This is a genomic window from Roseovarius litorisediminis, assembly GCF_900172295.1.
GTDB lineage: Bacteria > Pseudomonadota > Alphaproteobacteria > Rhodobacterales > Rhodobacteraceae > Roseovarius > Roseovarius litorisediminis.
The window spans coordinates 400,392-424,901 of the sequence record NZ_FWFL01000003.1 but is presented as its reverse complement, the minus strand read 5'-3'; the positions used below and the strand labels follow the sequence as shown (position 1 = coordinate 424,901).

General features: G+C 58.8%; 26 protein-coding genes. 4 read left to right on the top strand and 22 right to left on the bottom strand.

Annotated features, from left to right (window positions below):
• Position 1: 1 nt before the first annotated feature.
• The 18 genes from PEL8287_RS08210 to PEL8287_RS08125 form a co-directional block, all read right to left on the bottom strand.
• Entirely contained in the window at positions 2-223 is a 222-nt protein-coding gene (locus tag PEL8287_RS08210) for a DUF5337 domain-containing protein (protein ID WP_085891878.1), read from the bottom strand.
• Positions 224-235: 12 nt separating this feature from the next.
• The gene (locus PEL8287_RS08205) at positions 236-901 is read right to left on the bottom strand and encodes a helix-hairpin-helix domain-containing protein (protein WP_085891877.1); all 666 of its coding nucleotides are present in this window, start codon (positions 899-901) and stop codon (positions 236-238) included.
• Between the two features lie 35 nt (positions 902-936).
• Complete coding sequence (locus tag PEL8287_RS08200; RefSeq protein ID WP_085891876.1) at positions 937-2,157, bottom strand: NADH-quinone oxidoreductase subunit E; 1,221 nt, start codon at positions 2,155-2,157, stop codon at positions 937-939.
• A complete protein-coding gene (locus tag PEL8287_RS08195) occupies positions 2,158-2,439 on the bottom strand; it encodes a hypothetical protein (RefSeq protein WP_085891875.1) in 282 nt (93 codons plus the stop codon).
• Complete coding sequence (locus tag PEL8287_RS08190; RefSeq protein ID WP_139837735.1) at positions 2,436-3,200, bottom strand: hypothetical protein; 765 nt, start codon at positions 3,198-3,200, stop codon at positions 2,436-2,438. The genes PEL8287_RS08195 and PEL8287_RS08190 overlap by 4 nt, the downstream gene beginning before the upstream one ends.
• Positions 3,197-3,562 (bottom strand): hypothetical protein, encoded by a 366-nt coding sequence (locus PEL8287_RS08185; protein ID WP_085891873.1) that lies wholly within the window; start codon positions 3,560-3,562, stop codon positions 3,197-3,199. Before PEL8287_RS08185 ends, PEL8287_RS08190 begins: the two co-directional genes overlap by 4 nt.
• Entirely contained in the window at positions 3,562-4,782 is a 1,221-nt protein-coding gene (locus PEL8287_RS08180; RefSeq protein ID WP_085891872.1) for an NADH-quinone oxidoreductase subunit D, read from the bottom strand. Before PEL8287_RS08180 ends, PEL8287_RS08185 begins: the two co-directional genes overlap by 1 nt.
• The gene (locus tag PEL8287_RS08175; RefSeq protein WP_235862245.1) at positions 4,782-4,994 is read right to left on the bottom strand and encodes a hypothetical protein; all 213 of its coding nucleotides are present in this window, start codon (positions 4,992-4,994) and stop codon (positions 4,782-4,784) included. Before PEL8287_RS08175 ends, PEL8287_RS08180 begins: the two co-directional genes overlap by 1 nt.
• The gene (locus tag PEL8287_RS08170; RefSeq protein ID WP_085891871.1) at positions 4,991-5,599 is read right to left on the bottom strand and encodes an NADH-quinone oxidoreductase subunit C; all 609 of its coding nucleotides are present in this window, start codon (positions 5,597-5,599) and stop codon (positions 4,991-4,993) included. The genes PEL8287_RS08175 and PEL8287_RS08170 overlap by 4 nt, the downstream gene beginning before the upstream one ends.
• Positions 5,596-6,129 carry a NuoB/complex I 20 kDa subunit family protein gene (locus PEL8287_RS08165; protein WP_085891870.1) on the bottom strand — a complete coding sequence of 178 codons (534 nt, stop codon included), beginning with the start codon at positions 6,127-6,129 and terminating at the stop codon, positions 5,596-5,598. The genes PEL8287_RS08170 and PEL8287_RS08165 overlap by 4 nt, the downstream gene beginning before the upstream one ends.
• Positions 6,120-6,485 (bottom strand): NADH-quinone oxidoreductase subunit A, encoded by a 366-nt coding sequence (locus tag PEL8287_RS08160; protein WP_085891869.1) that lies wholly within the window; start codon positions 6,483-6,485, stop codon positions 6,120-6,122. The genes PEL8287_RS08165 and PEL8287_RS08160 overlap by 10 nt, the downstream gene beginning before the upstream one ends.
• Positions 6,486-6,704: 219 nt before the next feature.
• Entirely contained in the window at positions 6,705-7,754 is a 1,050-nt protein-coding gene (locus PEL8287_RS08155) for a cobalamin-independent methionine synthase II family protein (RefSeq protein ID WP_085891868.1), read from the bottom strand.
• 95 nt (positions 7,755-7,849) lie between these two features.
• Positions 7,850-8,104: a hypothetical protein gene (locus PEL8287_RS08150; RefSeq protein ID WP_139837734.1), complete on the bottom strand. Its 255-nt coding sequence runs from the start codon at positions 8,102-8,104 to the stop codon at positions 7,850-7,852.
• 168 nt (positions 8,105-8,272) lie between these two features.
• Positions 8,273-9,061, bottom strand: a complete 789-nt coding sequence (locus PEL8287_RS08145; protein ID WP_085891866.1) for a crotonase/enoyl-CoA hydratase family protein — start codon at positions 9,059-9,061, stop codon at positions 8,273-8,275.
• 48 nt (positions 9,062-9,109) lie between these two features.
• A complete protein-coding gene (locus PEL8287_RS08140) occupies positions 9,110-9,964 on the bottom strand; it encodes a hydroxymethylglutaryl-CoA lyase (RefSeq protein WP_085891865.1) in 855 nt (284 codons plus the stop codon).
• Positions 9,957-10,625, bottom strand: a complete 669-nt coding sequence (locus PEL8287_RS08135) for a glutathione S-transferase family protein (protein WP_085891864.1) — start codon at positions 10,623-10,625, stop codon at positions 9,957-9,959. Before PEL8287_RS08135 ends, PEL8287_RS08140 begins: the two co-directional genes overlap by 8 nt.
• On the bottom strand, positions 10,622-12,574 hold the full coding sequence (locus PEL8287_RS08130; protein ID WP_085891863.1) for an acetyl/propionyl/methylcrotonyl-CoA carboxylase subunit alpha: 1,953 nt from the start codon (positions 12,572-12,574) through the stop codon (positions 10,622-10,624). The genes PEL8287_RS08135 and PEL8287_RS08130 overlap by 4 nt, the downstream gene beginning before the upstream one ends.
• 372 nt (positions 12,575-12,946) lie before the next feature.
• Positions 12,947-14,551, bottom strand: coding sequence for a carboxyl transferase domain-containing protein (locus PEL8287_RS08125; protein ID WP_085891862.1), 1,605 nt, complete (start codon positions 14,549-14,551; stop codon positions 12,947-12,949).
• A gap of 161 nt (positions 14,552-14,712) precedes the next feature.
• On the opposite strand from PEL8287_RS08125, the gene PEL8287_RS08120 reads away from it, so the two are divergent.
• Complete coding sequence (locus tag PEL8287_RS08120; RefSeq protein ID WP_085891861.1) at positions 14,713-15,327, top strand: OmpW/AlkL family protein; 615 nt, start codon at positions 14,713-14,715, stop codon at positions 15,325-15,327.
• 218 nt (positions 15,328-15,545) lie between these two features.
• Here PEL8287_RS08120 and PEL8287_RS08115 read toward each other — a convergent pair whose 3' ends face one another.
• The 4 genes from PEL8287_RS08115 to PEL8287_RS08100 form a co-directional block, all read right to left on the bottom strand.
• Positions 15,546-17,096 (bottom strand): AMP-binding protein, encoded by a 1,551-nt coding sequence (locus PEL8287_RS08115; protein ID WP_085891860.1) that lies wholly within the window; start codon positions 17,094-17,096, stop codon positions 15,546-15,548.
• A gap of 3 nt (positions 17,097-17,099) precedes the next feature.
• Positions 17,100-18,263: an isovaleryl-CoA dehydrogenase gene (locus tag PEL8287_RS08110; protein ID WP_085891859.1), complete on the bottom strand. Its 1,164-nt coding sequence runs from the start codon at positions 18,261-18,263 to the stop codon at positions 17,100-17,102.
• A gap of 240 nt (positions 18,264-18,503) precedes the next feature.
• The gene (locus PEL8287_RS08105; protein WP_085891858.1) at positions 18,504-19,700 is read right to left on the bottom strand and encodes a DegT/DnrJ/EryC1/StrS family aminotransferase; all 1,197 of its coding nucleotides are present in this window, start codon (positions 19,698-19,700) and stop codon (positions 18,504-18,506) included.
• A gap of 102 nt (positions 19,701-19,802) precedes the next feature.
• A complete protein-coding gene (locus PEL8287_RS08100) occupies positions 19,803-20,468 on the bottom strand; it encodes an HAD-IA family hydrolase (protein WP_085891857.1) in 666 nt (221 codons plus the stop codon).
• A gap of 146 nt (positions 20,469-20,614) precedes the next feature.
• Here PEL8287_RS08100 and glmU point away from each other — a divergent pair, with 146 nt between their 5' ends.
• From glmU to PEL8287_RS08085, 3 genes are read left to right on the top strand one after another with little or no spacing between them, the layout of a single operon-like run.
• On the top strand, positions 20,615-21,970 hold the full coding sequence (glmU, locus tag PEL8287_RS08095) for a bifunctional UDP-N-acetylglucosamine diphosphorylase/glucosamine-1-phosphate N-acetyltransferase GlmU (RefSeq protein WP_085891856.1): 1,356 nt from the start codon (positions 20,615-20,617) through the stop codon (positions 21,968-21,970).
• Complete coding sequence (gene glmS / locus PEL8287_RS08090) at positions 21,970-23,793, top strand: glutamine--fructose-6-phosphate transaminase (isomerizing) (RefSeq protein WP_085891855.1); 1,824 nt, start codon at positions 21,970-21,972, stop codon at positions 23,791-23,793. Before glmU ends, glmS begins: the two co-directional genes overlap by 1 nt.
• Entirely contained in the window at positions 23,790-24,470 is a 681-nt protein-coding gene (locus PEL8287_RS08085) for a DNA alkylation repair protein (RefSeq protein ID WP_085891854.1), read from the top strand. The genes glmS and PEL8287_RS08085 overlap by 4 nt, the downstream gene beginning before the upstream one ends.
• Positions 24,471-24,510: the final 40 nt, after the last annotated feature.

The window sequence follows — 24,510 nt, the reverse complement described above, 5'->3', positions numbered from 1 at the left end:
GCTACCCCTGATTGCTCTGGCGATCGCGCCAGATTTGGTAAATCAAGACGAAGGCCCATATGAACCCCGCCAGTGCCAGCATATCGAACAAGGCTCGAACACGGTTGCTCAGCCCCAATTGCCCCCCGATCAGCGTGGCCAGCACCCAGAACACAGCCGTGCCTGCGATCACCATCGCGGTGAAGCGGCCTTTCTGCGCCTGTTGTTTGTCCGGTCCCTGCATCACTCATCGCTTTCAATACACGCCGCCGTCTTCGACGCGTTTCGAGAATTCTGTTTCACCGCCTGCGGCAAGAATCCTTGCCTGTTCGACCCAATTGTCGCGCGTCACGCGCCCCTTGAAGCCTTTGAGGTTTGCATTGACCCAAGCCACCTCATTCGCATTCCATCCTGCGATCTGGTCGAAATGGTAAAACCCCATTTCGTTCAGCAAGACTTCCAGCTTGGGGCCGACGCCCCTGATCTGCTTGAGGTCATCCGCCTTGCCACCGCGCGCCGCTTTCAGCGTCTCGGGCTGTGCGCCCTCATCTTCACCTTCCAACACGCCATCGCCGTCAGAGTCTTGCGTCTTTTCCGCCTCAACCTCATCAGCGGGGGCACTCGCCGTTTCCTTGGCGGCAGAAGCAGTCTCCGGAGCGACGGCCTTGTTCACCGCGGGCTTCGCCGTCTCGCGCTTCTCGACAGGAGCGCTGGCGTCCGAAGGCACCACATGGCTTTCCGAGGCAGAGCAAAACAACTGCGTCAGGACCAACCCCAGCAGAACTGCCAACGCCAATCCCAGCATCAGGGCAGCCACAAAACCGACTGCATCAATCGTTGACCAGACAGTTATCAGACCTGCGATCAGGGCAAGGCCCCAGCAGATCACCGGGCAGCTTCCCGAAGTTCCAGAATTAGACATGGCAGTTACTCCCTGTGGCGGTCACTTGGATGTCGTCAATAGATATTCCCTTTTTTGGCCCGGGCCGAGAACTCGGTCTCTTTTCCTTCCGCCAGAAGTTTCGCTTGTTCTACCCAGTTGTCACGGCTGACCCGCCCTTTGAAGCCTTCAAGGTTCTGATCGACCCAGGCGACCTCGTTTTCGGTCCATTTCGAAATCTGGTCAAAATGGAAAAAGCCCAGATCGTTCAGCATGATTTCCAGTTTCGGCCCAACGCCCTTGATCATTTTCAGGTTATCCGCACCGGATTTGCGCGGGGCCTTCATGACACGTGGCTTCTTGCCAGCGCCTGTTACGGCTGCTTTGGATGCCGCCTTTGCTGGCGTCGCTGATTCAGCGGCAGGCTTGACTGCGGCTTTCTTCGGGGCCTTGAGCTTTGGTTTGGCTTTCGATTTTGCATCATCGCCCTTTTTGGCATCAGACTTTGAAATCCGTGCCTCTTTGGCAACCACTGCAACCGGCTCGCTGGCAAGTTTCACCTTTGGCGCTGCGGGGGTGTGATTAGCCCCTTTGTCGCGCCAAGGCGTCAACAGCGGCACTTCGGTCCCGTCGATCCGCTTGACCGTGTCACCAATATCAATGGCAAGCTGTGCGCTGGCATTGTATTTGGTCTTGCCACTGTCGAATTCGTTGAGCGACGTCAGACCGGATTTTGGCTCAGAAGCATAACGCCCGTTCTGCGGGCCCGGTGTTGGCACCTTGCCTGCAGCCAGTTCATCAATGATCTCGCCCATACGCGCCGCGGTCAGATCCTCGTAATAGTCTTTCCCGATCTGTGCCATCGGGGCGTTGGCGCAGGCCCCCAGGCATTCCACCTCTTCCCAGCTGAATTTGCCATCAGCACTCAGGGTATGCGGGTTAGCCGCGATTTTCTCCTTGCAGACCCCGATCAGATCCTCAGCGCCGCAGATCATGCAGGACGTTGTGCCACAAACCTGAATATGCGCCACGGAACCAACCGGCTGTAGCTGAAACATAAAATAGAAGCTGGCCACTTCCAAAGCCCGGATATAGGCCATGCCCAGCCTGTCGGCCACATGCTCGATCGCGGGGCGTGTCAGCCAGCCCTCTTGCTCCTGCGCGCGCCAAAGCAACGGAATGATCGCCGATGCCTGACGCCCCTCGGGGTATTTCGTTATCTGCGCCTCGGCCCACTTTTGATTTGCGGGCGAAAAAGCAAAGCTTTCGGGCTGCTCATGATAGAGACGGCGTAGCATCTAGGCACAGGCTCCTGTGGTCAGTCTCACTCCACCGCCGGGCAGCGCTTCAGCAGTCCCGGCAGCAAGTTCGTATTTCGTAATATCAAGCGCCTGCTGGCGCGTCAGCCCGGCCTGAAGTTCAACCGGCAGATAATCAGATTCACTCACCAGCTCGCAGCCAATGCTGGCGACAGCGGCCTCGTAATCGGCAATCTGTTGACGATTGACGCTTTGCGGCGGCAAGGCACAGGCAGTCAGCAGGGTCAGGCCCGTCGTCGCTAAAACGGCTTTGCGTATCATCCGTTACACACCTCTTTTTTTAGCGTCAAAAGATCCTGTTCACCGGTCATCGTTGCCTCGCCGTCTTTGATCATACCAGCAATAATCGGCCGCAGCTCTTTGCCGGTGAAGCCCGCGGCAGGCAGCATTTCATGCGATTGGGCGCGGGTCATCTTGCAATCCACTGATTTCATGAATTCAACAAAAGCCGCCTTCAGCTCTTCCGCGGTGCGCTGCTGTGCGATCGGTTTTGTCGCGGCCATGGACGCCGAAAGACCCCTGAATTTGTCGCAAAGGCCTTGCTCTAGATAGACAGTTTTCTCGTCATCTGACAGGCTGACCTCGCTCATATGGATCATACGCTCCATAAGAAGTTGCACTTCCTGCATCTCGACACCCACACGGGGCAGGATCAGCCTTGCCTCTTCCGAATTCATTTTGCAGCCATTGTCGGCCAGCCCGGCAAAAAACCGTTCGCGGCCCGAATATTTCAGTGTCTCGCCACAGGCGCCGCCAAACAAAACCAGTTGTCCGTCCAGAATGCGGGCTCGTTCCTGCTCGATCAGCAATTCGGTGATCGATTTTGTTTCGGTCTTGTTGTCGAACCCTGCTTCGGGCAGCACCGTGTTGGCCCGGTACTGGGTCATCCGGCAGCCATTCGCCTCGACCACCGCAACAAAAGCCTCGACGCGCTCTGGCGACACGGCCTCTGAGGCCGTAACAGAAACAGGGGCTGTCGCCAGCCCGAAAGACAACGATATGGCCACAATGATCCGGATCATGCGCCCTGCCCCCATATCGCCAGCAGCGCCACCACAGTCACGACCGAGGCCGCAATGCCGGCACCAATATGCTTGGCAATCGGATGACCACCGCGCGCATAAATCCAGGCGTCGGCAAACCCCATAAATGCAAAAGTCGCAAAGAGCGCCGCAATCACCTTCATATCGCCATAAAGCGTGGCCCCGATCGTCAGGATGGTAAAGGCAATGTAGCGGTCCGTCATGACTTCGGGCAGATGTTCCGCCCGGTGCGTCGTGTGGGCCAATCCGGCAATCGGATCACGCAGAAACATCAGTGCCAGAAACCCTGTCACCAATATCCCCGCGCCCGAAAGCGCTATAGCGGCCCCCGCAAGTGTCATTACCTGTCGATCTCCCCGAAAACGACATCCAGTGAACCGATAATCGCAGCCACATCGGCCAGTTGGTGACCACTGGCCACATAATCCATCGCCTGCAAATGCAAAAATCCGGGCGCCCTGATCTTGGCGCGGTACGGCTTGTTGGTGCCATCGGCCACCAGATAAACGCCGAACTCACCTTTCGGGGCTTCAACCGCGGCATAGACTTCGCCCTCGGGCACGTGGAAGCCCTCGGTGTAAAGTTTGAAGTGATGGATCAACGACTCCATCGAAGTTTTCATGTCGCCCCGGCTGGGCGGTGTGATCTTGCCGCGGGCCAGGATATCGCCCTGCCCGTCAGGTGCGCGCAGCTTGGCGATAGCCTGATGGATGATATGCAGCGACTGGCGCATTTCCTCCATCCGGCAGAGATAGCGATCATAGCAATCGCCGTTCTTGCCAACAGGAATCTGGAATTCGAATTCATCATAACATTCATAAGGTTGCGCGCGGCGCAAATCCCAGGCCATACCTGACCCGCGCACCATCACGCCCGAGAATCCCCAATCCAAGGCATCCTGCTCGGAAATCACGCCAATGTCCGCATTGCGCTGTTTGAAAATCCGGTTTTCAGTCAGCAACCCGTCGATATCGGCAATCATCTTGGGAAATTCATTGGCCCAGGTTTCGATATCGTCAAGCAACTCGGGCGGCATGTCCTGATGCACGCCGCCGGGGCGGAAATAGGCTGCGTGCAGCCGTGCCCCACAGGCGCGCTCATAGAAAACCATCAGCTTTTCGCGTTCCTCAAACCCCCAAACCGGTGGGGTTAGCGCGCCCACATCCATCGCCTGTGTGGTGATGTTCAGGATGTGGTTCAGGATGCGGCCGATTTCACTGTAGAGCACCCGGATCAGGCTGGCGCGGCGCGGCACCTCGACGCCAGTCAGCTTTTCAATCGCTAGACACCAGGCATGTTCCTGGTTCATCGGCGCTACATAATCCAGGCGATCAAAATAAGGCAGGTTCTGCAGATATGTCCGGCTTTCCATCAGCTTTTCGGTGCCGCGGTGCAGCAGACCGATGTGCGGGTCGCATCGTTCGACAATCTCGCCGTCCAGCTCCAGCACCAACCGCAGCACGCCGTGGGCTGCCGGGTGTTGCGGACCGAAGTTGATGTTGAAGTTGCGAATCTTCTGTTCGCCGGTCAGGGCGTCATCGAAACCTTTGGAGCCGTCCATCATGATTGGGCTCCGTCAATCTTGTCCTTGAACGCCATGACCCAAAGCAGGATCAGAGCCCCCAGCGGAATGATCGCAACCAGAGCCACCCAGTTCGGGATACCGAATTTCGGCAAAAGCCGCCAAAAAGGAATGACGATCAACGCCGCAAAGAGCGCCATGAAAAGCAGCCCGCCGCCACCGAATCCCATGCCGTAACCGCCGCCCATCATTTCGACTCCTCCTTCTTCTCATCGCCCGGCAGGATGTATTCGGCACCTTCCCATGGCGACATGAAATCAAACTGCCGGTATTCCTGCACCAGATTCACGGGCTCATAGATCACCCGCTTCTGCACCTCGTCATAGCGCACTTCAGTATAGCCGGTTGTCGGAAAGTCCTTGCGCAAAGGATGGCCGCGAAAGCCATAGTCGGTCAGAATTCGGCGCAGATCCGGGTGGCCCGAAAACAGAATACCGTACATGTCAAAGACTTCTCTCTCGAACCAGTTGGCGGCCGGAAAGACATCGATAACCGAGGGCACCATATCCTCTTCACGCACTGCAACGCGCAGACGGATACGCTGGTTCTGATACATGCTCAGGAAATGATAGACCATGTCGAACCGCTTGGCCCGCTCTGGGTAATCCACCGCAGTTATGTCAACCAAAGTCGAGAATTTGCAGGTCTGATCGGTTTTCAGAAACTCCACCAGCCCGACGATGTTGGCCAGCGCCACATCCACGGTCAGCTCGCCATGTGCCAAGTCCCACCCCAGCACACAATCGCTGCGCTTCAATTCGATATGGGCGCCCAGCTCTTTCAATGCATTGGTCATCTTACAATCGTCCCCGTGCGGCGGATTTTACGTTGCAGAGCCATGATCCCATAGACCAGCGCTTCGGCCGTCGGCGGGCAGCCGGGCACGTAAATGTCCACCGGCACGATCCGGTCACATCCGCGCACCACCGAATAGCTGTAATGGTAATACCCGCCACCATTGGCGCAGCTGCCCATGCTGATAACGTAGCGCGGCTCGGGCATCTGGTCGTAAACCTTGCGCAGCGCCGGGGCCATTTTGTTGGTCAGCGTACCTGCGACGATCATCACGTCCGACTGACGCGGGGATGCGCGCGGGGCAAAACCGAAACGCTCCACGTCATAACGCGGCATCGCGGTGTGCATCATCTCGACCGCACAACAGGCCAGACCAAAGGTCATCCAGTGCAGGCTGCCGGTGCGCGCCCAGTTAATGATATCCTCGGTCGAGGTCAGCAGGAAACCCTTGTCCTGCAGCTCGGCGTTCAGGGCCTGCGTTGAAACTTCGCGATCAATGCCCGCGCTGTTGGCTCCGGTTGCTACTCCCATTCCATCGCTCCTTTGCGCCATTCATAGGCAAAACCGGCAGTCAACACGCCCAGAAAAACCATCATCGACCAGAAGCCGACCATGCTGACATCCTTGAAGGCCACCGCCCAGGGGAACAGCATCGCGATCTCAAGGTCGAAAATGATGAAAAGGATCGACACCAGATAGAACCGGACATCAAATTTCATACGTGCGTCGTCGAACGCATTGAAACCGCATTCATACGCACTTAGCTTTTCGGGATCGGGATGTCTGACAGCAATAATGACGGCTGCGAGGATCAGAACAATTCCAAGGCCGATGGCGATGGCCAGGAACACGAGAATGGGAAGGTATTCCCTCAGCATCTCTTCCACGAGGTGGCTCCTTTCATGCACGTCAACAGCGCGCATTCAAATTGCTGCAATGACTAAAGCGGGTTTACCCCTGCCCCATGGTGGGGTCAACAGACGCTGGACATTTTCACGCGGTCGAAAAATGGCAGTTTACCCGATTTTGGCAAAAGTCATCTCTTTGGTCCATTACCAATGCACCAAACCGCATATTACACAGCTCATCAGGTCCGGGTATTGCCCTCAGACAGACCGCGCCGCCCGACAGAGATTCTGAAGTTTTTTCATCGCCAGATCACGCCCCAAAAAGCCCAGCCCGCAATCCGGCGCGGCAATAAGACGCTCGGCCGGCAAATACTCGAGTACTTCAAGCATGCGCGCGCGGATTTCCTCGACTGATTCAACCTGGCTGGATGCAACGGTCACGAACCCCACGATCAGGCTGGATTTCTCAAATTGGGAAAACAAATCCGTCGGATTATGGCGATGTGCATCCTCGATCGAAATCTGATCCGCAAGACCGTCAACAGCTTCTGCAATCTGTGTGTATGAGGCCTGATCGGCCTTCGGATAGCCCTTTTCATCCAGATAAGAGGGGTAGCCGCAACACATATGAACCACGCGCGTCACTTCCGCCGGCAGCCCATGAAAGCACCGCTCCAGCGTTTCCATACCGTATTCCAGCGCCTCGTTCGGTTTGCGGGCAAAAATCGGCTCGTCCACCTGGATATAACGGCACCCGGCATCGGCAAGCGCCCTGATCTGGCCATTCAGTGCGTCCGCCAGATCGCGTGCCAGCCTGGGTGGGTCGTTGTAAAAAACATCCGCCGTTGTATCCGAAATGGTCATTGGACCAGGCACGGTGATTTTCACAGGCCGACCTGCAGCCGCCTCGGCCACCTGCCAATCACGTATCAGCGTTTTAGTGTCATTGGCGCGGATCACGCTGCGGATGGTTGGCAATTCGGATCTATAGGCGCCGTTGCGCAGCACCCTTTCGGTCAGGTTTTCAAAATCAAACCCATCGAAATGCCGGCATTGATAATGAACATAATTTTCACGCCGCACCTCGCCATCGGTGGGCACATCAATCCCGCAGGCGATCTGATCGGCAACTACCTCGGCTGTAGCCCGGTCCATCAACGCCAGGGCGTCGCCCGAATTGGCCTCACTCCATTGACGCAAAACTGTATCGTTATACTCTTCGGCATCGTGGCGCACCTGAAACCAGTCCGAGATCGGGACATAGTCAGGTTTGGGATAGGCCCCGATGCAGGTGGTGGTTAAGAGCATGGCGGACCTCATCAACTTACCGCAGGTTGTCGCAGATGACGCTATCTTTAAAGCAAAACCCACGCAACCTGCTGCGATCCCTTCCCCTCAATAGATCAGAAGGTCAGCTTGCCACCTACAATCAGCGTGCGTGAATCCACGCTTCTGTCAGCGGTGATCGCCGGCAGGATCATCGGCACAAAACCCGCGTTGTACATATATTCAACGCCCAGCTTCACATGCGGCGTTGGTTCCACCTCCGGCCCCAGAATGATCTGCACCATGCGCTCCCACTCGGTGCCGTTCGCCGCTTGTTCGGCGTGGCTGGCCGAGACCGAATATACCGCTGGTTTTTGAAACAGTTCCGACAAGTACCGCCCTTGCAGCGTCAGCGCCGAAACCCTGTCGCAGGTCAGGCATGTTGCGTTTTGGGAAATAGCGCCCACAGTACATCAAGTTGCAGCAAGGACATATTGAAAGATAAGGGAAAAAACTTCTCCCCTTAAAATACTGTTCTTTCAGGATATGTCTGCGGTGGTCTATGCGTCTTCGATCCAGCCCGGCTTGCGCTTGTCGAAAAAAGCCCCGATGCCCTCAGGGGCCTCTCGCCCGGCCCAGCAGGCACTCAGCTCATCTACGGTATGGGCAATAACCCCGTCATCAATATCGGGACCGAGAAACCGCAAAAGCGCTTTCGCCCGGGCCACCGCACCGGGTGCACAGCTCAGATAGGGCTCAACCTCGGCCTCGATTGCTGCATCCAGTTCTGCCTCGGGCACCGCGCGCGCCAACAGGTTCAGCTGCACCGCCTCGGCTGCACCAAATCGGCGGCCCGACATGAAAACGCGCCGCGCCCTGGCCTCGCCCATCCGGGCACAGACATAGGGACCGATCGTGGCGGGGATCAGTCCCAGCCGGGTTTCTGTCAACCCCATCAGAATATGATCGGCGCCAATTGCCACATCGCAAACCGACGCCAACCCGACACCGCCACCAAAAGCGTTGCCATGCAGCCGACCGATCAAAGGCTTCGGCAAGGTATTCAGCGCCTGCAACATATGCGCCAACTTGGCCGACTCGGCAGAACGCACTTCGGGCGGAGCATCAAATTGTGCGCGCATCCAATCCAGATCCCCCCCCGCGCAAAAACTTTTGCCTTTCGCAGCCAGCACGACAACCCGCACGCCCGGGTCAGCCGCTAGATCCGCTGCCGCCCGGGTCAGTTCTGCGATCATCTGCGCAGACATCGCATTATGCTTTTCCGCCCGGTCCAGCCTGACTGTGGCCACGCCGCGCGCGTCATGTTCCACGCTAATCACTTCAGACATCTTCTTCCCCTTTGTATCGCTGCCGAATTTTCGCAGAAAATTCGTAGCTTACCCGGCCCGCATCGCCCGTGCCAAATCTGCGGCATCCGCCAAAACCTTCCGCTCCAACCCGGTCATGTATCCCAGGGCGTCCAGCCTGTCATGCACCGCCTCGGTTGCCACATTTCCAGCCGCACCCGGCGCGTAGGGGCAACCGCCCAAGCCCCCCACAGCCGCATCAAATACCCGCAGCCCGCGCATCAAAGACACTTCGATATTGTCCAATGCCCGTCCCGCCGTATCGTGGTAATGTCCCGCCAGCTGCGTTACCGGGACAACCCCCGACACGGCCGCCAGCATCGCATCAACGCTTTCGGGCGTGCCCTGCCCGATGGTGTCACCAAGGCTTATCTCGTAGCAGCCCATCGCCAACAGTTTCTCCGCCAGCCAGGCCACCTGCCCCGGCGCCACCTTGCCGTCATAAGGGCAGTCCGTCACGCAAGAGACATAGCCGCGCACACGAATGCCCGCCTCTTTGGCCGCATCCATCACCGGCGCGAACCGCTCAAGGCTTTCGGCGATGGTGGCGTTTATATTGGCCTTTGAGAAACCCTCCGAGGCGGATCCGAATATTGCCACCTCGTTCGCTTGCGCTGCCAACGCGTCTTCAAACCCTCTCAAATTGGGTGTCAGCGCCGCATAACGAACCCCCTCAACCCTTTCTATACCGGCCAGAACTTCGGCGCTGTCCGCCATCTGAGGTACCCATTTTGGGCTCACGAAACTGGCCACCTCGATGCGCTTGAACCCTGCACGGCTAAGGCAATCGACCAGAGCGATTTTTTCATTCAGCGGGATCGGACGCTTTTCATTCTGCAGTCCGTCACGCGGACCAACTTCGAAAATCTCAACCGTTTCAGACATCCCAGGCCTCGTAAAAGTCCTGTTCAAACAGCCGTGTTGTATCGGGCCCCGGCAGCGACGCTTTGAAACTTTCGCGCTCGGTTATGCGCGCATACCATCTGGACATTTCAGGAAAGTCATCGATCCGCGCAAAATGCCTGGCCATGTAGACCGCCTGCCCCACGCAGATATCGCAGGCCGAAAACCCCCCGGTCAGCAGGTAATCACGGTTTTCAATCGGTGTGCTCAAGCGCGCTTCAATCGCCGCATAGCACTTACGCAGCCGCGCGGCCTCCAGTTTCATAATGATGGGGCTGCGCATCGCGTCGTCGTAAAGCGCGATATGCTGCTGCGTCAGCGCCGCGGCATGCTGGCTGACAGTTTCAGCAAAATGAATCCAGACCAGCCAGGCCATCCGGTCCATATCACCCGGCAACCTGCCCAAACCACGCTCGGGATATCGCTCGCACAGATATTCCACCATGGCACCACTTTCGAACATCCTCTCGCCTTCCAGCTCCAGTGCAGGCACCCGTCCTGCGGGCGACAGGCTCAGAAATTCCGGCGCCCGCAGCGATTTGTCAAACGCATGCGGTACAACATGAAACTCGACACCCAACTCATGCAGTAACCACAAAATCCGCATCGAACGCGTCTCGGCCGAATGGTGCAATGTGATCATGCCGCTTTTCCTTCCTCGTCGTCCTGCAGCCGGATCAACGCCGCCCCCGCTGCAACCTGATCACCCGCGCTGACCAGAACCTCGGCCACCACACCATCTCGGGCGGCCAGCAACGCATGTTCCATTTTCATCGCTTCCAGCACCGCCAACCGGTCACCTTTGGCAACCGCCTGCCCGGCATATGCCAGAACCGCCTTGACCAACCCTGGCATCGGCGCCTCGATCAGGGTAGCATCGCCGCCCGCCACGCTGTCTCGCTCCAGCGGGTCGACCCTTTCAAAGGCCATGCCGTATTGCGTAAAAAGCGTCACTGTCGCTCCTGTCACTGCAACCGGGGGCGCCAACCGCCCGTCAAGTTGCCAGCGTCCGGTAGTGCGCCGCGCCGAAACAACCTTTCCGTCGCACACCACGTCGTGCGCATCCCTCGACAGGCTGCGCACGCAAACAGAGATATCTTCGCCCCCCCGGCGCAAAGACACAATCCGTTCCAGTGGCGCCCACAAGGTAAACCCGGTATCAGGCGTCTCGGTCTGCAATAGCCCAAGCGTGGCCAGTCCGGCCAGCGCCACCTCGGGTGCACCCGGTTCCGGTGCCACCACCAGCGTATCAATGTCGCGGCCAATCAGGCCCGTGTCCACATCACCCGCTGCAAATCCGGGATGCCGCGCCAACGCACCCAGAAACGCCAGATTGGTCACCGTACCGGCCACCTCACAATTTTCCAGCGCACTGCAAAGCCGTCGTAACGCCCCGGCGCGTGTGGTGCCATGGGTGATCAACTTGGCAATCATCGGATCGTAATGCGGGCTAATCTCATCGCCCGCGCGCACGCCGCTATCCGCCCTCGCTCCTTGCGGAAACTCCAGATGGGTCAGTGTGCCAGTGGCAGGTAAAAACCCTTTAGGCACATCTTCTGCATAAAGCCGCGCCTCAAAGGCATGGCCATTGATCTGCAAATCCTTCTGTCGCCTGGGCAGCCCTTCGCCCGAAGCAACCCGCAACTGCCACTCTACCAGGTCAACCCCGGTAATCGCCTCTGTTACCGGATGTTCAACCTGCAACCTTGTGTTCATCTCCATGAACCAGAACCCGTCAGGGCGCAGCCCGTCTGAACCATCTACGATGAATTCGATCGTACCTGCCCCGGCATAACCAATCGCCTCGGCCGCGCGCACCGCAGCCTGCCCCATGGCCGCGCGCATCTCGTCGGTCATACCCGGCGCGGGGGCCTCTTCGATCACCTTCTGGTGGCGTCGCTGCAACGAACAGTCGCGCTCGAAAAGATGCACCGCGCTTTGGCCGTCGCCAAAGACCTGCAACTCGATATGGCGCGGCTTCTGGATGTATTTCTCGATCAGCACCGCCTCATTGCCAAAGGCGGTTTTCGCCTCGCTCTTGGCACTTTCCAGCGCATCCATGAAAACCTCGGGCCGTTCGACCAACCGCATGCCTTTGCCGCCGCCGCCTGCCACGGCCTTGATCAGTACCGGATAGCCAATGGCATCCGCCGCCCCCGACAGATGCTCGGGGTTCTGGTTCTTGCCGTGATACCCCGGCACCACCGGCACACCGGCTTCGTCCATCAGCACCTTGGCGGCATCCTTCAGCCCCATGGCCCGGATTGCACTGGACGAGGGCCCGATGAAAACCAGCCCTGCCGCCTCGACTTCATCCACAAAGTCCGGATTCTCGGACAAGAACCCATAGCCCGGATGGATCGCCTGCGCACCCGTATCCAGCGCAGCCTGAATGATCACGTCACCGCGCAGATAACTGTCCGCCGGGGCAGGCCCGCCAATGTGGACCGCCACATCGGCCATTGCCACATGCTTTGCGGCACGATCAGCGTCTGAATAAACTGCCACCGTGCGCACGCCCATGGCCCTTGCGGTTTCCATGACACGGCAGGCAATCTCGCCCCGGTTCGCTATCAAAATAGTGTCAAACATCTTCGTCCCTTCCGGTCCTCGCCAAGCCTGAACCTGCTGCTTCTTCTTGGCTCAAATACTCAAATTCCCTGATCGCCAGTTTTGAACCGCTACCGCGCATCCCACCATCCCCGCCTGCGGCCTCCATCGTACCACCGCGCCAACCCTCCAACCTTCGCTTTTGCGCCATGCCATACTGACAAGATCAAGGGCCTTTGGCCCCAAAATGAAACACAAGACGAGAGCCAATGCCAATTTCATCCGCCCACCACGTTTCGCCGGGCGATATGGCTTGCAGCCTCGCGGAATGGGAGGGGTGCTGATGTCCCATTCGGGATGCTTGCGCGCACCACGGTAGAACCGAATGAGGTTTCGCATGCTCATACTGATGGCTCACATCCGGAACACGCCAAACCGGGTCTCCTCGATCGGGGCGCAGAGCGCAGCACTCAGCGACAGCGCCAGAACCTCGCGGCTTTTGCGCGGGTCAATGATCCCGTCGTCCCACAGACGCGCGCTGGCATAAAGAGGGTGTGACTGGCGCTCGAACATCTCAATCGTGGGTCGTTTGAATTCAGCCTCTTCCTCGGCCGACCATTGGCCTCCCTTACGCTCGATCGCATCGCGTTTTACCGTGGCCAGAACGCCCGCTGCCTGTTCGCCCCCCATCACCGAGATGCGCGAATTCGGCCAGGACCACATGAACCTGGGCTGATAGGCCCGACCGGACATGCCGTAATTCCCCGCCCCGAACGATCCGCCAACCACCATGGTGATCTTCGGCACATTGGTCGTCGCCACCGCGGTTACCATCTTGGCCCCATGTCGGGCGATGCCCTCATTTTCGTATTTCCGGCCCACCATGAAACCGGTGATATTTTGCAAAAACACCAGTGGAATGTTCCGCTGGCTGCAAAGTTCAACAAAATGCGCGCCCTTCTGGGCAGCTTCGGAAAACAGCACACCATTGTTGGCGACAAGGCCCACCGGGCAGCCCATCAGATGTGCAAATCCACACACCAGCGTGTCACCAAAACGCGCCTTGAACTCATCAAACCGCGACCCGTCCACCAACCGGGCAATGACCTCGCGAATATCATATGGCGTGCGCAAGTCGCCCGGCACAACGCCCAGCAATTCTTCGGGGTCATAGGCGGGATCTTCGGGCGAGGCCCAGTTCACCGTCATCGGTTTCACCCGGTTCAGCCCGGCCACCGCCTGCCTTGCCAGCGCCAGTGCATGGGCATCATCCTCGGCCAGATAATCGGCCACACCCGACAGCCGCGTGTGCACATCACCCCCGCCAAGATCTTCGGATGTTACCACCTCACCCGTCGCCGCCTTGACCAGTGGCGGGCCTGCCAGAAAGATGGTGCCCTGTTCTTTCACGATGATTGTCACATCCGACATGGCCGGCACATAGGCACCGCCCGCAGTACAGGATCCCATGACCACGGCGATCTGCGGGATCCCTTTGGCCGACATCCGCGCCTGATTATAGAAAATCCGGCCAAAATGGTCGCGATCGGGAAACACCTCATCCTGGTTGGGCAGATTTGCCCCGCCGCTATCCACCAGATAGATGCAGGGCAAATTGCATTCCTCGGCAATTTCCTGCGCGCGCAGATGTTTCTTGACGGTCAGCGGGTAATAGGTGCCGCCCTTCACCGTGGCGTCATTGCACACCACCATACACTCCAACCCCTGCACCCGGCCGATCCCGGTGATCACGCCGGCGCAAGGGGCCGCTTCCTCGTACATACCATGCGCTGCCGTGGCGCCCACCTCCAGAAACGGGCTTCCGGAATCCAGCAGGTTCGCCACCCGGCCGCGCGGCAGCATCTTACCACGGGACACATGCCGTTCGCGCGCTGCCTCGCCACCACCGGCAGCCGCTTTTGCAGCAGCCTCCGCCACCAGCGATATGGCTTGAAGATGCGCCGCGCGATTAGCCGTGAACGCCTCAGACGTCGGCAGGGCGGAACTTGCCAGTTTCATACGAAAGCCTCCTGAAAATCATCGGGCTGGCACTGCCGCCTTCCCCAAAATGTTGCATTTCTGCCGCAGCGCGGCATTTCCCCGGGAAATTGACCCAGATCAAGGTGTATTGGCATGGCACAAAGCATGGTCTGCCCAGTTTTACTAGGAACGGAAAGACCATGAAAAAAATCACAGCCCTCACCCTCGCCGCCGCCCTTGCCTGCACTGCCGCACCTGTCCTGGCCCAGTCTCAGGGCGATTGGACCGTTGGCCTCGGCTTCGCCGGCGTGTTCCCCAAAGACAACAACGGCGTCCTTGCAGGCCCCACCCCGATCGACGTTGACGAAGGTTACAGCCTGACCATCACTGCCGAATATTTTATCGCTGAAAACCTTGGCGTTGAGCTTCTGGCCGCCTGGCCGTTCGAGCATGACATCAACACCAATGGCACCAAGATCGGTCAGGTCAAGCACCTGCCGCCCACGTTGTCGCTGCAGTACCACTTCGCCAACAGTTCGGCTGTAACGCCCTTTGTCGGCGCCGGTATCAACTACACAACCTTCGTTGAAGACAAGGCTGTTGGTCCGCTGGCCGGGAACTCGCTCAGCGTGGACGATTCCTGGGGCCTCGCCCTGCATGCCGGTCTGGACTATGAAATCAGCCCGAGTGGCTCGCTGCGTGCCGATGTCCGCTGGATCGACATCGAATCCGACGTCAAGCTGAATGGCGTCAATATCGGCAAAGCCAAGATCGACCCGTGGATTTTTGGTTTGGCTTACGTCCACAAGTTCTGAATCCGTATTCAGCCAATTCAGCGGGCCGGTCTTTTGATCGGCCCGTTTTGCATTAGCCGCAGACCGACATGCTTTCCGGGCAGGCGCCGGTGCATTACCCGGTGTGCCGTATTTGTATCGCGCGTGTCTCCTTACCGCGTGCCCACATTGACCCCGACACTGCTCCAGCGCCAGGTCGCCGCCTTGCCCGCTCCTGACATGGATGCTCGACCGAACTTTCACTGAACCGCCTCCGCTGTCGCCCGCGCCTTAAGCTCCTTGCGGATCACCTTGCCGGTCACCGTCATAGGCAAGGCATCCAGAAATCCGATCTCTCTGGGATAAGAATATCTTGCCAGACGTTGCTTGACAAAATCCTGCAAGCCAGCAGCCAGCGCGTCCGTCGCGATGTATCCCGGTCGCAGCACAACATAGGCTTTGACGATTTCAGTACGCAGCGCATCTGGCTTGCCCACCACGCCCACGGTCGCCACGCTTGGGTGCTGCATCAGGCAATCTTCAATCTCAGCCGGGCCAATGCGATATCCGGATGAAGTAATCACATCATCCTCGCGCCCGACAAAACGCAAATAGTCGCCCTCCCAGATGCCCCGGTCCCCGGTCAGCATCCAGTCACCAGCGAACTTCTCGGCAGTCACCTCGGGCCGGTTCCAATATTCCAGCATCATGCTCGCGGCCCCACGCCTGACAGCCACTTCGCCTTCAGAATCTGTGGGTTGGCCGCTGTCATTCAGAACCGCAACGTCAAACCCCGGCACAGGCTTGCCAATGCACCCCGGCTTTGGCTCAAACAAGACGCCGCAACTTGACGCCACCATGTTGCACTCGGTCTGGCCATAAAACTCGTTGATCGTCAGGCCGAACGCCCGACGCCCCCATTCCAGCATTTCAGCGCCCAAAGGTTCACCGCCACTGGCAACGCTGCGCAATCCCGGTATCCCGGCCTCTTCCGCTTTCAGCATCCGCAGGGCTGTCGGGGGAAAAAACACATTCCGAACAGCACCTTGCGAGATGATATCCCGGCATTCCCCAATACTGAATTTCGCCATCCTCGCCGCCACCACCGGCACCCCAAGCGCAAGCCCCGGCATGAGAACGTCAAACAATCCGCCGATCCAGGCCCAGTCGGCAGGCGTCCACAGGCAATCGCCCGGCTGACCCAGAAAATCATGGCTGATTTCAACGCCCGGCAAATGCCCTGTCAGCATCCGGTGCCCGTGCAGCGCACCCTTGGGGCTGCCGGTGGTTCCAGAGGTATAGATCAGTACAGCCGGGTCTTCGGGGCCGGTATCGGCGGTCTCAAAGAGGGTGTCAGACAGGTCTGATTCTTCGGGGATCAGCGCCTCTTGCCCGTCCAGCATGGCAGCGCCTTCGGCATCCGTCACGATAATCCGCGCGCCGGCGTCCCTTGCCCGGGATTGCAGCGCATCCCGCATGAACAGCTTGAACAGCGGTATCGAGATCGCCCCGATCTTCCAGATCGCGATATGTGCCGCCGCCGTCCATACCCCTTGTGAGCGCAGCACGCCCACCCGGTCACCGCGCTTCACCCCGCGCGCAACCAATTCATGCGCCAACCCGTCGGCGAGCGCCTTAAGCTCGCCGTAACTAACGTCGCGCCGCCCATCGGTGAGATCAATAATTGCCACACGGCCGGGCTCAGCTGCAGCCCAATCATCACAAGTCTGCCCCGCCATGTTCAGACGGTCAGGAAGGTTCCACATAAACCCGTCTGCCAGTGCTTGATATGAGTCGGCAATAGAAAGCATCCCTCACCCCATCGCCCCCATCATCTCGCGGCCCACCAGCATCCGCCGGATCTCAGATGTCCCCGCCCCGATCTCCATCAGCTTGGCATCGCGGAAAATCCGGCCCACCGGATTGTCTGACAAATAGCCAGCACCGCCCAATGCCTGCACCGCCTGATGCGCCTGTTTCATCGCCTCTTCAGACGCATATAAACAACAGGCCGCTGCGTCCTGACGGGTGACATCGCCGCGGTCACAGGCCTTGGCCACCTCGTATACATAGGCCCGCGCCGAATTCATCGCCGTGTACATATCGGCGATCTTGCCCTGCATCAGCTGGAAATTCCCGATCGGTTGACCAAACTGTTTACGCTCGGACACATAAGGCATCACCTCATCCAGACAGGCAGCCATGATGCCGGTGCCAATCCCGGCCAGCACCACGCGCTCATAGTCCAACCCCGACATCAGCACGCGCACGCCCTTGCCCTCTTCGCCAAGGACGTTTTCAAACGGCACTTCGACATCGTCAAAAATCAATTCAGCCGTGTTGCTGCCGCGCATTCCCAGCTTGTCGAAATGCGGACTGGTGGAAAATCCGACCATGGATTTTTCGATTATAAAGGCGGTGATACCTTTGCTGCCGGCCTCGGGATCGGTCTTGGCATAGACCACCAGCGTGCTGGCATCCGGGCCGTTGGTGATCCAGTATTTGTTGCCGCTCAGACGGTAATGATCGTTGCGCTTTTCCGCCCGTAACTTCATCGACACCACGTCGCTGCCCGCGCCCGCCTCGGACATCGCCAGAGCGCCGACATGCTCACCTGAAATCAACCCGGGCAGATATTTCGCCTTCTGCGCCTCCGTGCCATTAAGCTTGATCTGATTGACACACAGGTTGGAATGCGCGCCATACGACAGCGACACGCTGGCACTGGCCCGCGCGATTTCCTCGACAGCGATCACATGCGCCAGATACGACATGCCCGCCCCGCCATACTCTTCCGGTACCGTGACACCCAACAGGCCCAACGCGCCCATTTCGGTCCACAACTCGCCGGGAAAAGCATTTGTGCGGTCAATTTCAGCCGCCATCGGCTTGACCCGCTCCTGTGCCCAGCGATGTACCATCTCGCGCAACGCGTTTACATCTTCACCCAGATCAAATTGCATCGTCGCGTTGAACATCGCGTCTCACCCCCGCTTCCAGCATTTATTGAACACTTGTTCATTTTATAGCCACAACAACTGAGTCGGGTCAATCCCGCAGACACAACTGCACTTTCGCAAGCAGAGCCTTGCCTTTCGCTTTTCCAAAAATACTCCGGGGGACGTGTTGAAATTATTCAAATTTCAACACGGGGGGCGGCGCCCCCTGTCTTAGTATACTGCGTGGCGCAGCCACACCGTTGGATTACTCTTGGCGCCTCAGGCCTGTGCCTGAAATACGGCGCCTACTTCGGCCCGGATGATCCGCGCGATCTGCGCACAATCATTCAGGCTAAAAGTCAGCGGCAGGCGCATATCGACGATCCCTTTCAGGATACGGTCCGTTTCCGGCATCCTCTCGGACGGCGCATAGCGCCAGCTGTCATAACGGCTGGTAAAGCCAACCGGCTCTGCCCCGCCGAACCACTTGAGTTCCACACCGCGATCGACGCAGCGCTTCATCACCTCGGCCACGGCGGAATCCTTCCAGTCCAGCAACAAGAACTGGATAGACGACCCGACAAAGGTTTCCTCCGCCGGTCGCTCGACCACTGTCAGGCCCGGCGTGCCGCGAATACCGTCTTCGACGGTTGCGTAGCGTTCATTCCAGGCCGCGCACTGCTTGTCCAGCTTGCGCAACTGAGGCCGCAGAATCGCTGCACGCAGATTGTCCATCCGCCCCGACACATTAGGCGTGACGTATTTCACCCGCTCGAATACCTCGGCTGGCGGTACCGTCCCGTTGCGACCATAGAGCATATACGATCCCGACAGGATGATTGCCCGTGCCATCACCTCGTCGTCATCCGTAACAAAGAACCCGCCCTCGCCCGAATTCATGTGCTTGTAGGTCTGGGTCGAATAACATCCCACCAGCCCGTCACGCCCCGATGGCCGCCCCTTCCAGGCGGCCCCCATCGTGTGGGCGCAGTCCTCAATCACAGTAATATCCGCGCTGTTACAAATCTCCATCAGCCGGTCCATGTCACATAAATGCCCGCGCATGTGGCTTAGCATCAGCACCTTGGCCTGATCCGCCTTGGCCGCCAGTTCTTCCAGATCAATTGTCAGGCTTTCGGTGACGCCCACGAAAACCGGCACGGCACCAACACTGGCAATGGACCCGGGCACCGGCGCCAGTGTGAACGCGTTGGTTAGTACCCTGTCGCCAGGCTTGACCCCGACCGCGCGCAGGGCCGTGGCCATCGCATATCCGCCCGAGGCTACGGCAAGGGCGTATTTCGCCCCCACATAAGCCGCGAATTCCTGTTCCAGCAGGGCCGTTTCCCCCACCTCGTCGCCGACCAGATTATAGCGGTGCAACCGCCCGCTCTGCATCACCTCCAGCGCGGCGGCGATTCCCTCGTCGGGGATCGGTTCCTGCTGGGTGAAGCTGCCTTTGAATATCTCTGTCATGCAGACGTTTTGAGCCCACATCCGGCCTGCGTCAATGCTCCTTTGAAACTGCGGGCCTTAATTCAGGAAACCCGAAATGTCGCTTTTAAGGAACGAAAGACCCTAGCCGATTAGTCGACGCACAACGCCTTCCAGCTCGTCGAAATGCCCGATTGTCGCCTCTGGCTCCAAATCTGCCACGCCCGTACCGTTCGGCCCAAAGGTCACCAGAACCGATGGTACCCCCGCCGCGCGCGCGGTTTCGCGATCCGTCACCGTATCCCCCACCAACAGGCACCGCGCCGGATCGCCCCCGGCACGTCGTACCGTCTCAAACAGATGCTCGGGGTCAGGCTTGCGCACCGGCAGGGTATCGGCCCCTGTCAGGGCGGCAAAGGAGTCCAGCACCCCAAGCCGTGTCATCAAAAGCCGCGCCAGGCGCTCGGGTTTGTTGGTACAGATGGCCACGCCATACCCCTGCCCGCGCAGCACCTCTACGGCGTCCATCGCTCCGGGATATAGTTTCGTATGCACATCAATCGCCCCGGCATAGGCCTCCAGCAGCACAGGGTAATAGCGGTCGATCTCAACCGTATCACCGCCACGCCCCAGCCGTTCCATCCCAAGAGTGAGCATCGCACGACCACCACGCAGGGCCGTGCCCGCATCAGCCAAAGGATCCAGCTGATCGCCCATCCCCATGGCCTGAAAACAGGCATTCGCAGCGGCAATCAGATCACCGCTGGTATCTGCCAAGGTGCCATCCAGATCGAAAACCACTGTCCGCATGCCAAAACTCCATTATTCATTTCAAAGGGTTGGCGTGTTTCCGCGCATCCCTGTCACATCCCGCAATCTTCTTTGATCCGCTGCGGCCTTGCGCAACCACCCGAACCCGATAAAACGGGCGCGAGGTAATTACAAAGAGAAACCGTATGGCCACTGCGCTGATCGTCCTTGCCGCAGGCATGGGAACCCGCATGAAATCCGACCTGCCCAAGGTGCTGCACCAGATTGCGCAGGCGCCGATGCTGGTTCATGCCATGCGCTCAGGCGCGTCTTTGTCGCCTGATCACACCGTGGTTGTCGCAGGCCACGGCGCCGAGGCTGTAAACAAAGCTGCAAAAGCCTATGACGAAGCCGCCCAGGTCGTGTTGCAAACCGAGCAGCTTGGCACCGCCCATGCCGTCGCCCAGGCCGCCCCGGCGCTCGCAGGTTATGAGGGAGACGCCATTGTCCTGTATGGTGACACGCCCTTTATCCGGCCGGAAACACTGGAAAAAATGGCGCAGGCCCGTGCCAGCCATGACGTAGTTGTCCTGGGTTTTGACGCAACCGATCCGGGCCGTTATGGCCGGTTGGTGATGGCAGGCGATACGCTGGAGCGGATCGTCGAGTTCAAGGACGCCACCAAGGCCGAGCGCGCGATCACCTTTTGCAACTCCGGCGTCATGGCCGCCCCCGCCACGCTGCTGTTCGATCTCATTGCCGAGGTCGATAATGACAATGCCTCGGGCGAATACTACCTGACCGACATCATCGCCATCGCCCGCGCCCGTGGCCTTTCGGCCACCGCTGTCGCCTGTGACGAATCCGAAACGATGGGCATCAACTCGCGTGCCGAACTGGCCCAGGCCGAAGCCGCCTTTCAGGCGCGCGCACGGTCGCAGGCCATGGACGACGGTGTCACCCTGGCCGCGCCTGAAACGGTACATTTCGCTCATGACACCGTTGTCGGGCGGGACACTGTGATTGACCAGAACGTAGTCTTTGGCCCCGATGTCACCATCGAATCAGGCGCGCACATCCGCGCTTTTTCTCACCTCGAAGGTTGTCATGTCTCGCGCGGTGCTGTGGTCGGGCCCTACGCTCGCCTGCGCCCCGGCACCGAACTGGCAGAACACACCCGCGTCGGCAATTTTGTCGAGATCAAGAATGCCATCATTGACGAAGGCACCAAGGTCAATCACCTCAGCTATATCGGCGACGCCCATCTGGGCGAGGGCAGCAACATCGGTGCGGGCACCATTACCTGCAATTACGACGGCGTGATGAAGCATCGCACCGAAGTGGGCAAGCGCGTCTTCATCGGCTCGAACACAATGCTGGTTGCCCCGGTCACACTGGGCGATGAATCGATGACCGCCTCGGGTTCGGTGATTACATCTGACGTGCCCGAGGGCGCTCTGGCTTTGGCCCGCGCACGGCAGGAAAACAAACCGGGCCTGGCACGCAAATTGTTCGAAATGTTAAAGTCTAAAAAGGCTAAACGTGATAAAGGGGCGAAATAATGTGTGGTATTGTAGGTGTTCTGGGCCATCACGAAGTGGCGCCAATTCTGGTTGAAGCACTCAAAAGGCTGGAATACCGTGGCTATGACAGCGCCGGGATTGCCACCGTCAACAACGGTCGGCTGGACCGCCGTCGCGCGGTGGGCAAACTGGTCAATCTTTCGGACCTGCTGGTACATGAACCGCTGGCCGGAAAGGCCGGTATCGGTCACACCCGGTGGGCCACACACGGCGCACCCAACGTCGCCAATGCCCACCCGCACTGCGCCGGATCAGTTGCCGTGGTGCATAACGGGATCATCGAAAACTATCGTGAACTGCGTTCCGAACTTGCCCAAAACGGCATGGGGCATGAAACCGATACCGATACCGAAACCGTGGCACTTCTGGCCGATTACCATCTCAAGCAGGGCCTTTCACCATCCGAGGCCGCCCGCGCAACCGTAGCACGGCTTGAAGGTGCCTATGCACTGTGCTTCCTGTTTGACGGTGAAACCGATCTTCTGATCGCTGCCCGCAAAGGCAGCCCGTTGGCCATTGGTCATGGTGACAATGAGATGTTTGTCGGCTCTGACGCCATTGCCCTGGCCCCGCTTACCGACAGGATCACCTACCTGGAAGAAGGCGATTTTGCCGTCGTGACCCGCGATGGCGTCACGATAACCGATTTCAACGGTGAACTGGCCAATCGGGACATCCGCACCATCCAGATCGACAACGCCCGCGTCGACAAGGCCGGACACAAGCATTTCATGGCCAAGGAAATCGCCGAACAGCCGGTTGTGATCGGGGATACCCTGTCACATTATCTGACTGACGACGGGCGCGACGTTGTTCTGCCCGGCGACGGCATTGATTTCACAAGTATCGACCGCCTGACGATGGTGGCCTGTGGCACTGCCTATTACGCCTGCCTGACTGCAAAATACTGGTTCGAACAATTGGCCCGGATGCCGGTCGAGGTCGATATTGCCTCGGAATTCCGCTATCGCGAGCCCCCGATCTCGGCCCGGACCGCCGCCCTTTTCGTCAGCCAGTCGGGTGAAACCGCCGACACGCTGGCTGCCCTTCGGTACTGCGAGCCCCATGCCCAGACCATCCTGTCGGTGGTCAACGTCCCCGAAAGCTCGATCGCGCGCGAAAGCAACCTTGCACTGCCAATCCATGCCGGGGCCGAAATCGGCGTTGCCTCAACCAAAGCCTTTACCTGCCAGCTGACTGTGCTTTTGTTATTGGCGCTCAAGGCTGCAAAAGACCGTGGCACGATCACCGACGACCGGTTGGCCGATATTCTGTCCTCACTGCGTGGCCTGCCCGCGCTGATCAACAATGTACTGGAGCAGGATACGACTTTCCGAAAATGTGCGCGGCTGCTGGCCGAAACGGATAACGTACTTTTCCTGGGCAGGGGCCTGATGTATCCACTCGCACTTGAAGGCGCGCTTAAACTAAAGGAAATCAGCTATATACATGCCGAAGCTTATGCATCCGGCGAGTTGAAACACGGGCCTATCGCCCTGATCGACAAAAAGATGCCCGTTGTCGTCATGGCCCCGCGCGACGCGCTTTTCGACAAGACCGTCTCAAACATGCAAGAGGTGATGGCACGCGGCGGGAAAATTCTGCTTGTCACCGACGGTCCTGGCGCAAAAGAGGCCAATGAAGGTGTCTGGCGAAGCCTGACCATGCCCGAGGTCGACCCGATTCTCAGCCCGATCCTATATGCCCTGCCCGCGCAGTTGCTGGCGTATCACACCGCCGTCGCTAAAGGCACAGACGTGGACCAACCCCGCAACCTGGCAAAGTCTGTGACCGTCGAATGACCCCCGATCAGGCGCTGGATATGCTCAGATCCCATATTGAACCCGGTCGCGCCGAAGGCATGGCCGAGTATCACAAAGTGCCACGGGAATACCTGGGTGTGCCCAACCCGGCGATCAATGACCTGACCAAGGCCTGGCGCGGCGAACTGTCTGTGCCCGAACGCGTCGATCTGGCCCATGCTCTCTGGAACACGAACATTTTTGAGGCCCGCCTTGCCGCCGCCAAACTGCTGACGCAGGCCCGGATCACCCCCGATCAACCCGCATGGGACCTGATCGTAAGCTGGGTGCCCGATTTCGACAGTTGGGCGATTGCTGATCACGCCATGATGGCCGGGCAAAAGCGCCTTGTGGCCGACCCGTCGCGCATGGATCAGGTTGAGGCATGGACCAGTTCCAGCAACCACTGGACCCGCCGTGCCGCAATGGTCATCACTCTGCCCTACACCAAGCAGAACCATCCCAAGCCGTTCGAGGCCGCCATCCGCGATCGTGTACTGGGCTGGGCTGCGGGCTATGTGCGTGATCCGGAATGGTTCATCCAGAAATCCGTGGCCTGGTGGTTACGCGACCTTTCCAAACATGACCCGGACCGTGTCCGCGCCTTCTTGGATGAAAACGGCAAACACATGAAACCCTTCGCCCGGCGAGAAGCCAAGAAAAACCTTGTAGAATAAGGCTTTAACGAAAAAGCCCCGTCAGGAAACGGGGCTTTGT

Coding starts and splice junctions, on each gene's coding strand:
- PEL8287_RS08100 (WP_085891857.1), bottom strand. CDS start 20,468: ATGCGGACAGTGGTTTTCGATCTGGATGGCACCTTGGCAGATACCAGC.
- PEL8287_RS08145 (WP_085891866.1), bottom strand. CDS start 9,061: ATGTCTGAAGTGATTAGCGTGGAACATGACGCGCGCGGCGTGGCCACA.
- PEL8287_RS08175 (WP_235862245.1), bottom strand. CDS start 4,994: ATGATGGGCGGCGGTTACGGCATGGGATTCGGTGGCGGCGGGCTGCTT.
- glmS (WP_085891855.1), top strand. CDS start 21,970: ATGTGTGGTATTGTAGGTGTTCTGGGCCATCACGAAGTGGCGCCAATT.
- PEL8287_RS08205 (WP_085891877.1), bottom strand. CDS start 901: ATGTCTAATTCTGGAACTTCGGGAAGCTGCCCGGTGATCTGCTGGGGC.
- PEL8287_RS08210 (WP_085891878.1), bottom strand. CDS start 223: ATGCAGGGACCGGACAAACAACAGGCGCAGAAAGGCCGCTTCACCGCG.
- PEL8287_RS08195 (WP_085891875.1), bottom strand. CDS start 2,439: ATGATACGCAAAGCCGTTTTAGCGACGACGGGCCTGACCCTGCTGACT.
- PEL8287_RS08110 (WP_085891859.1), bottom strand. CDS start 18,263: ATGTTCAACGCGACGATGCAATTTGATCTGGGTGAAGATGTAAACGCG.
- PEL8287_RS08140 (WP_085891865.1), bottom strand. CDS start 9,964: ATGTCTGAAACGGTTGAGATTTTCGAAGTTGGTCCGCGTGACGGACTG.
- PEL8287_RS08115 (WP_085891860.1), bottom strand. CDS start 17,096: ATGCTTTCTATTGCCGACTCATATCAAGCACTGGCAGACGGGTTTATG.
- PEL8287_RS08105 (WP_085891858.1), bottom strand. CDS start 19,700: ATGACAGAGATATTCAAAGGCAGCTTCACCCAGCAGGAACCGATCCCC.
- PEL8287_RS08155 (WP_085891868.1), bottom strand. CDS start 7,754: ATGCTCTTAACCACCACCTGCATCGGGGCCTATCCCAAACCTGACTAT.
- PEL8287_RS08125 (WP_085891862.1), bottom strand. CDS start 14,551: ATGAAACTGGCAAGTTCCGCCCTGCCGACGTCTGAGGCGTTCACGGCT.
- PEL8287_RS08190 (WP_139837735.1), bottom strand. CDS start 3,200: ATGATCCGGATCATTGTGGCCATATCGTTGTCTTTCGGGCTGGCGACA.
- PEL8287_RS08165 (WP_085891870.1), bottom strand. CDS start 6,129: ATGGGAGTAGCAACCGGAGCCAACAGCGCGGGCATTGATCGCGAAGTT.
- PEL8287_RS08130 (WP_085891863.1), bottom strand. CDS start 12,574: ATGTTTGACACTATTTTGATAGCGAACCGGGGCGAGATTGCCTGCCGT.
- PEL8287_RS08085 (WP_085891854.1), top strand. CDS start 23,790: ATGACCCCCGATCAGGCGCTGGATATGCTCAGATCCCATATTGAACCC.
- PEL8287_RS08135 (WP_085891864.1), bottom strand. CDS start 10,625: ATGATCACATTGCACCATTCGGCCGAGACGCGTTCGATGCGGATTTTG.
- glmU (WP_085891856.1), top strand. CDS start 20,615: ATGGCCACTGCGCTGATCGTCCTTGCCGCAGGCATGGGAACCCGCATG.
- PEL8287_RS08185 (WP_085891873.1), bottom strand. CDS start 3,562: ATGACACTTGCGGGGGCCGCTATAGCGCTTTCGGGCGCGGGGATATTG.
- PEL8287_RS08200 (WP_085891876.1), bottom strand. CDS start 2,157: ATGCTACGCCGTCTCTATCATGAGCAGCCCGAAAGCTTTGCTTTTTCG.
- PEL8287_RS08170 (WP_085891871.1), bottom strand. CDS start 5,599: ATGACCAATGCATTGAAAGAGCTGGGCGCCCATATCGAATTGAAGCGC.
- PEL8287_RS08120 (WP_085891861.1), top strand. CDS start 14,713: ATGAAAAAAATCACAGCCCTCACCCTCGCCGCCGCCCTTGCCTGCACT.
- PEL8287_RS08180 (WP_085891872.1), bottom strand. CDS start 4,782: ATGGACGGCTCCAAAGGTTTCGATGACGCCCTGACCGGCGAACAGAAG.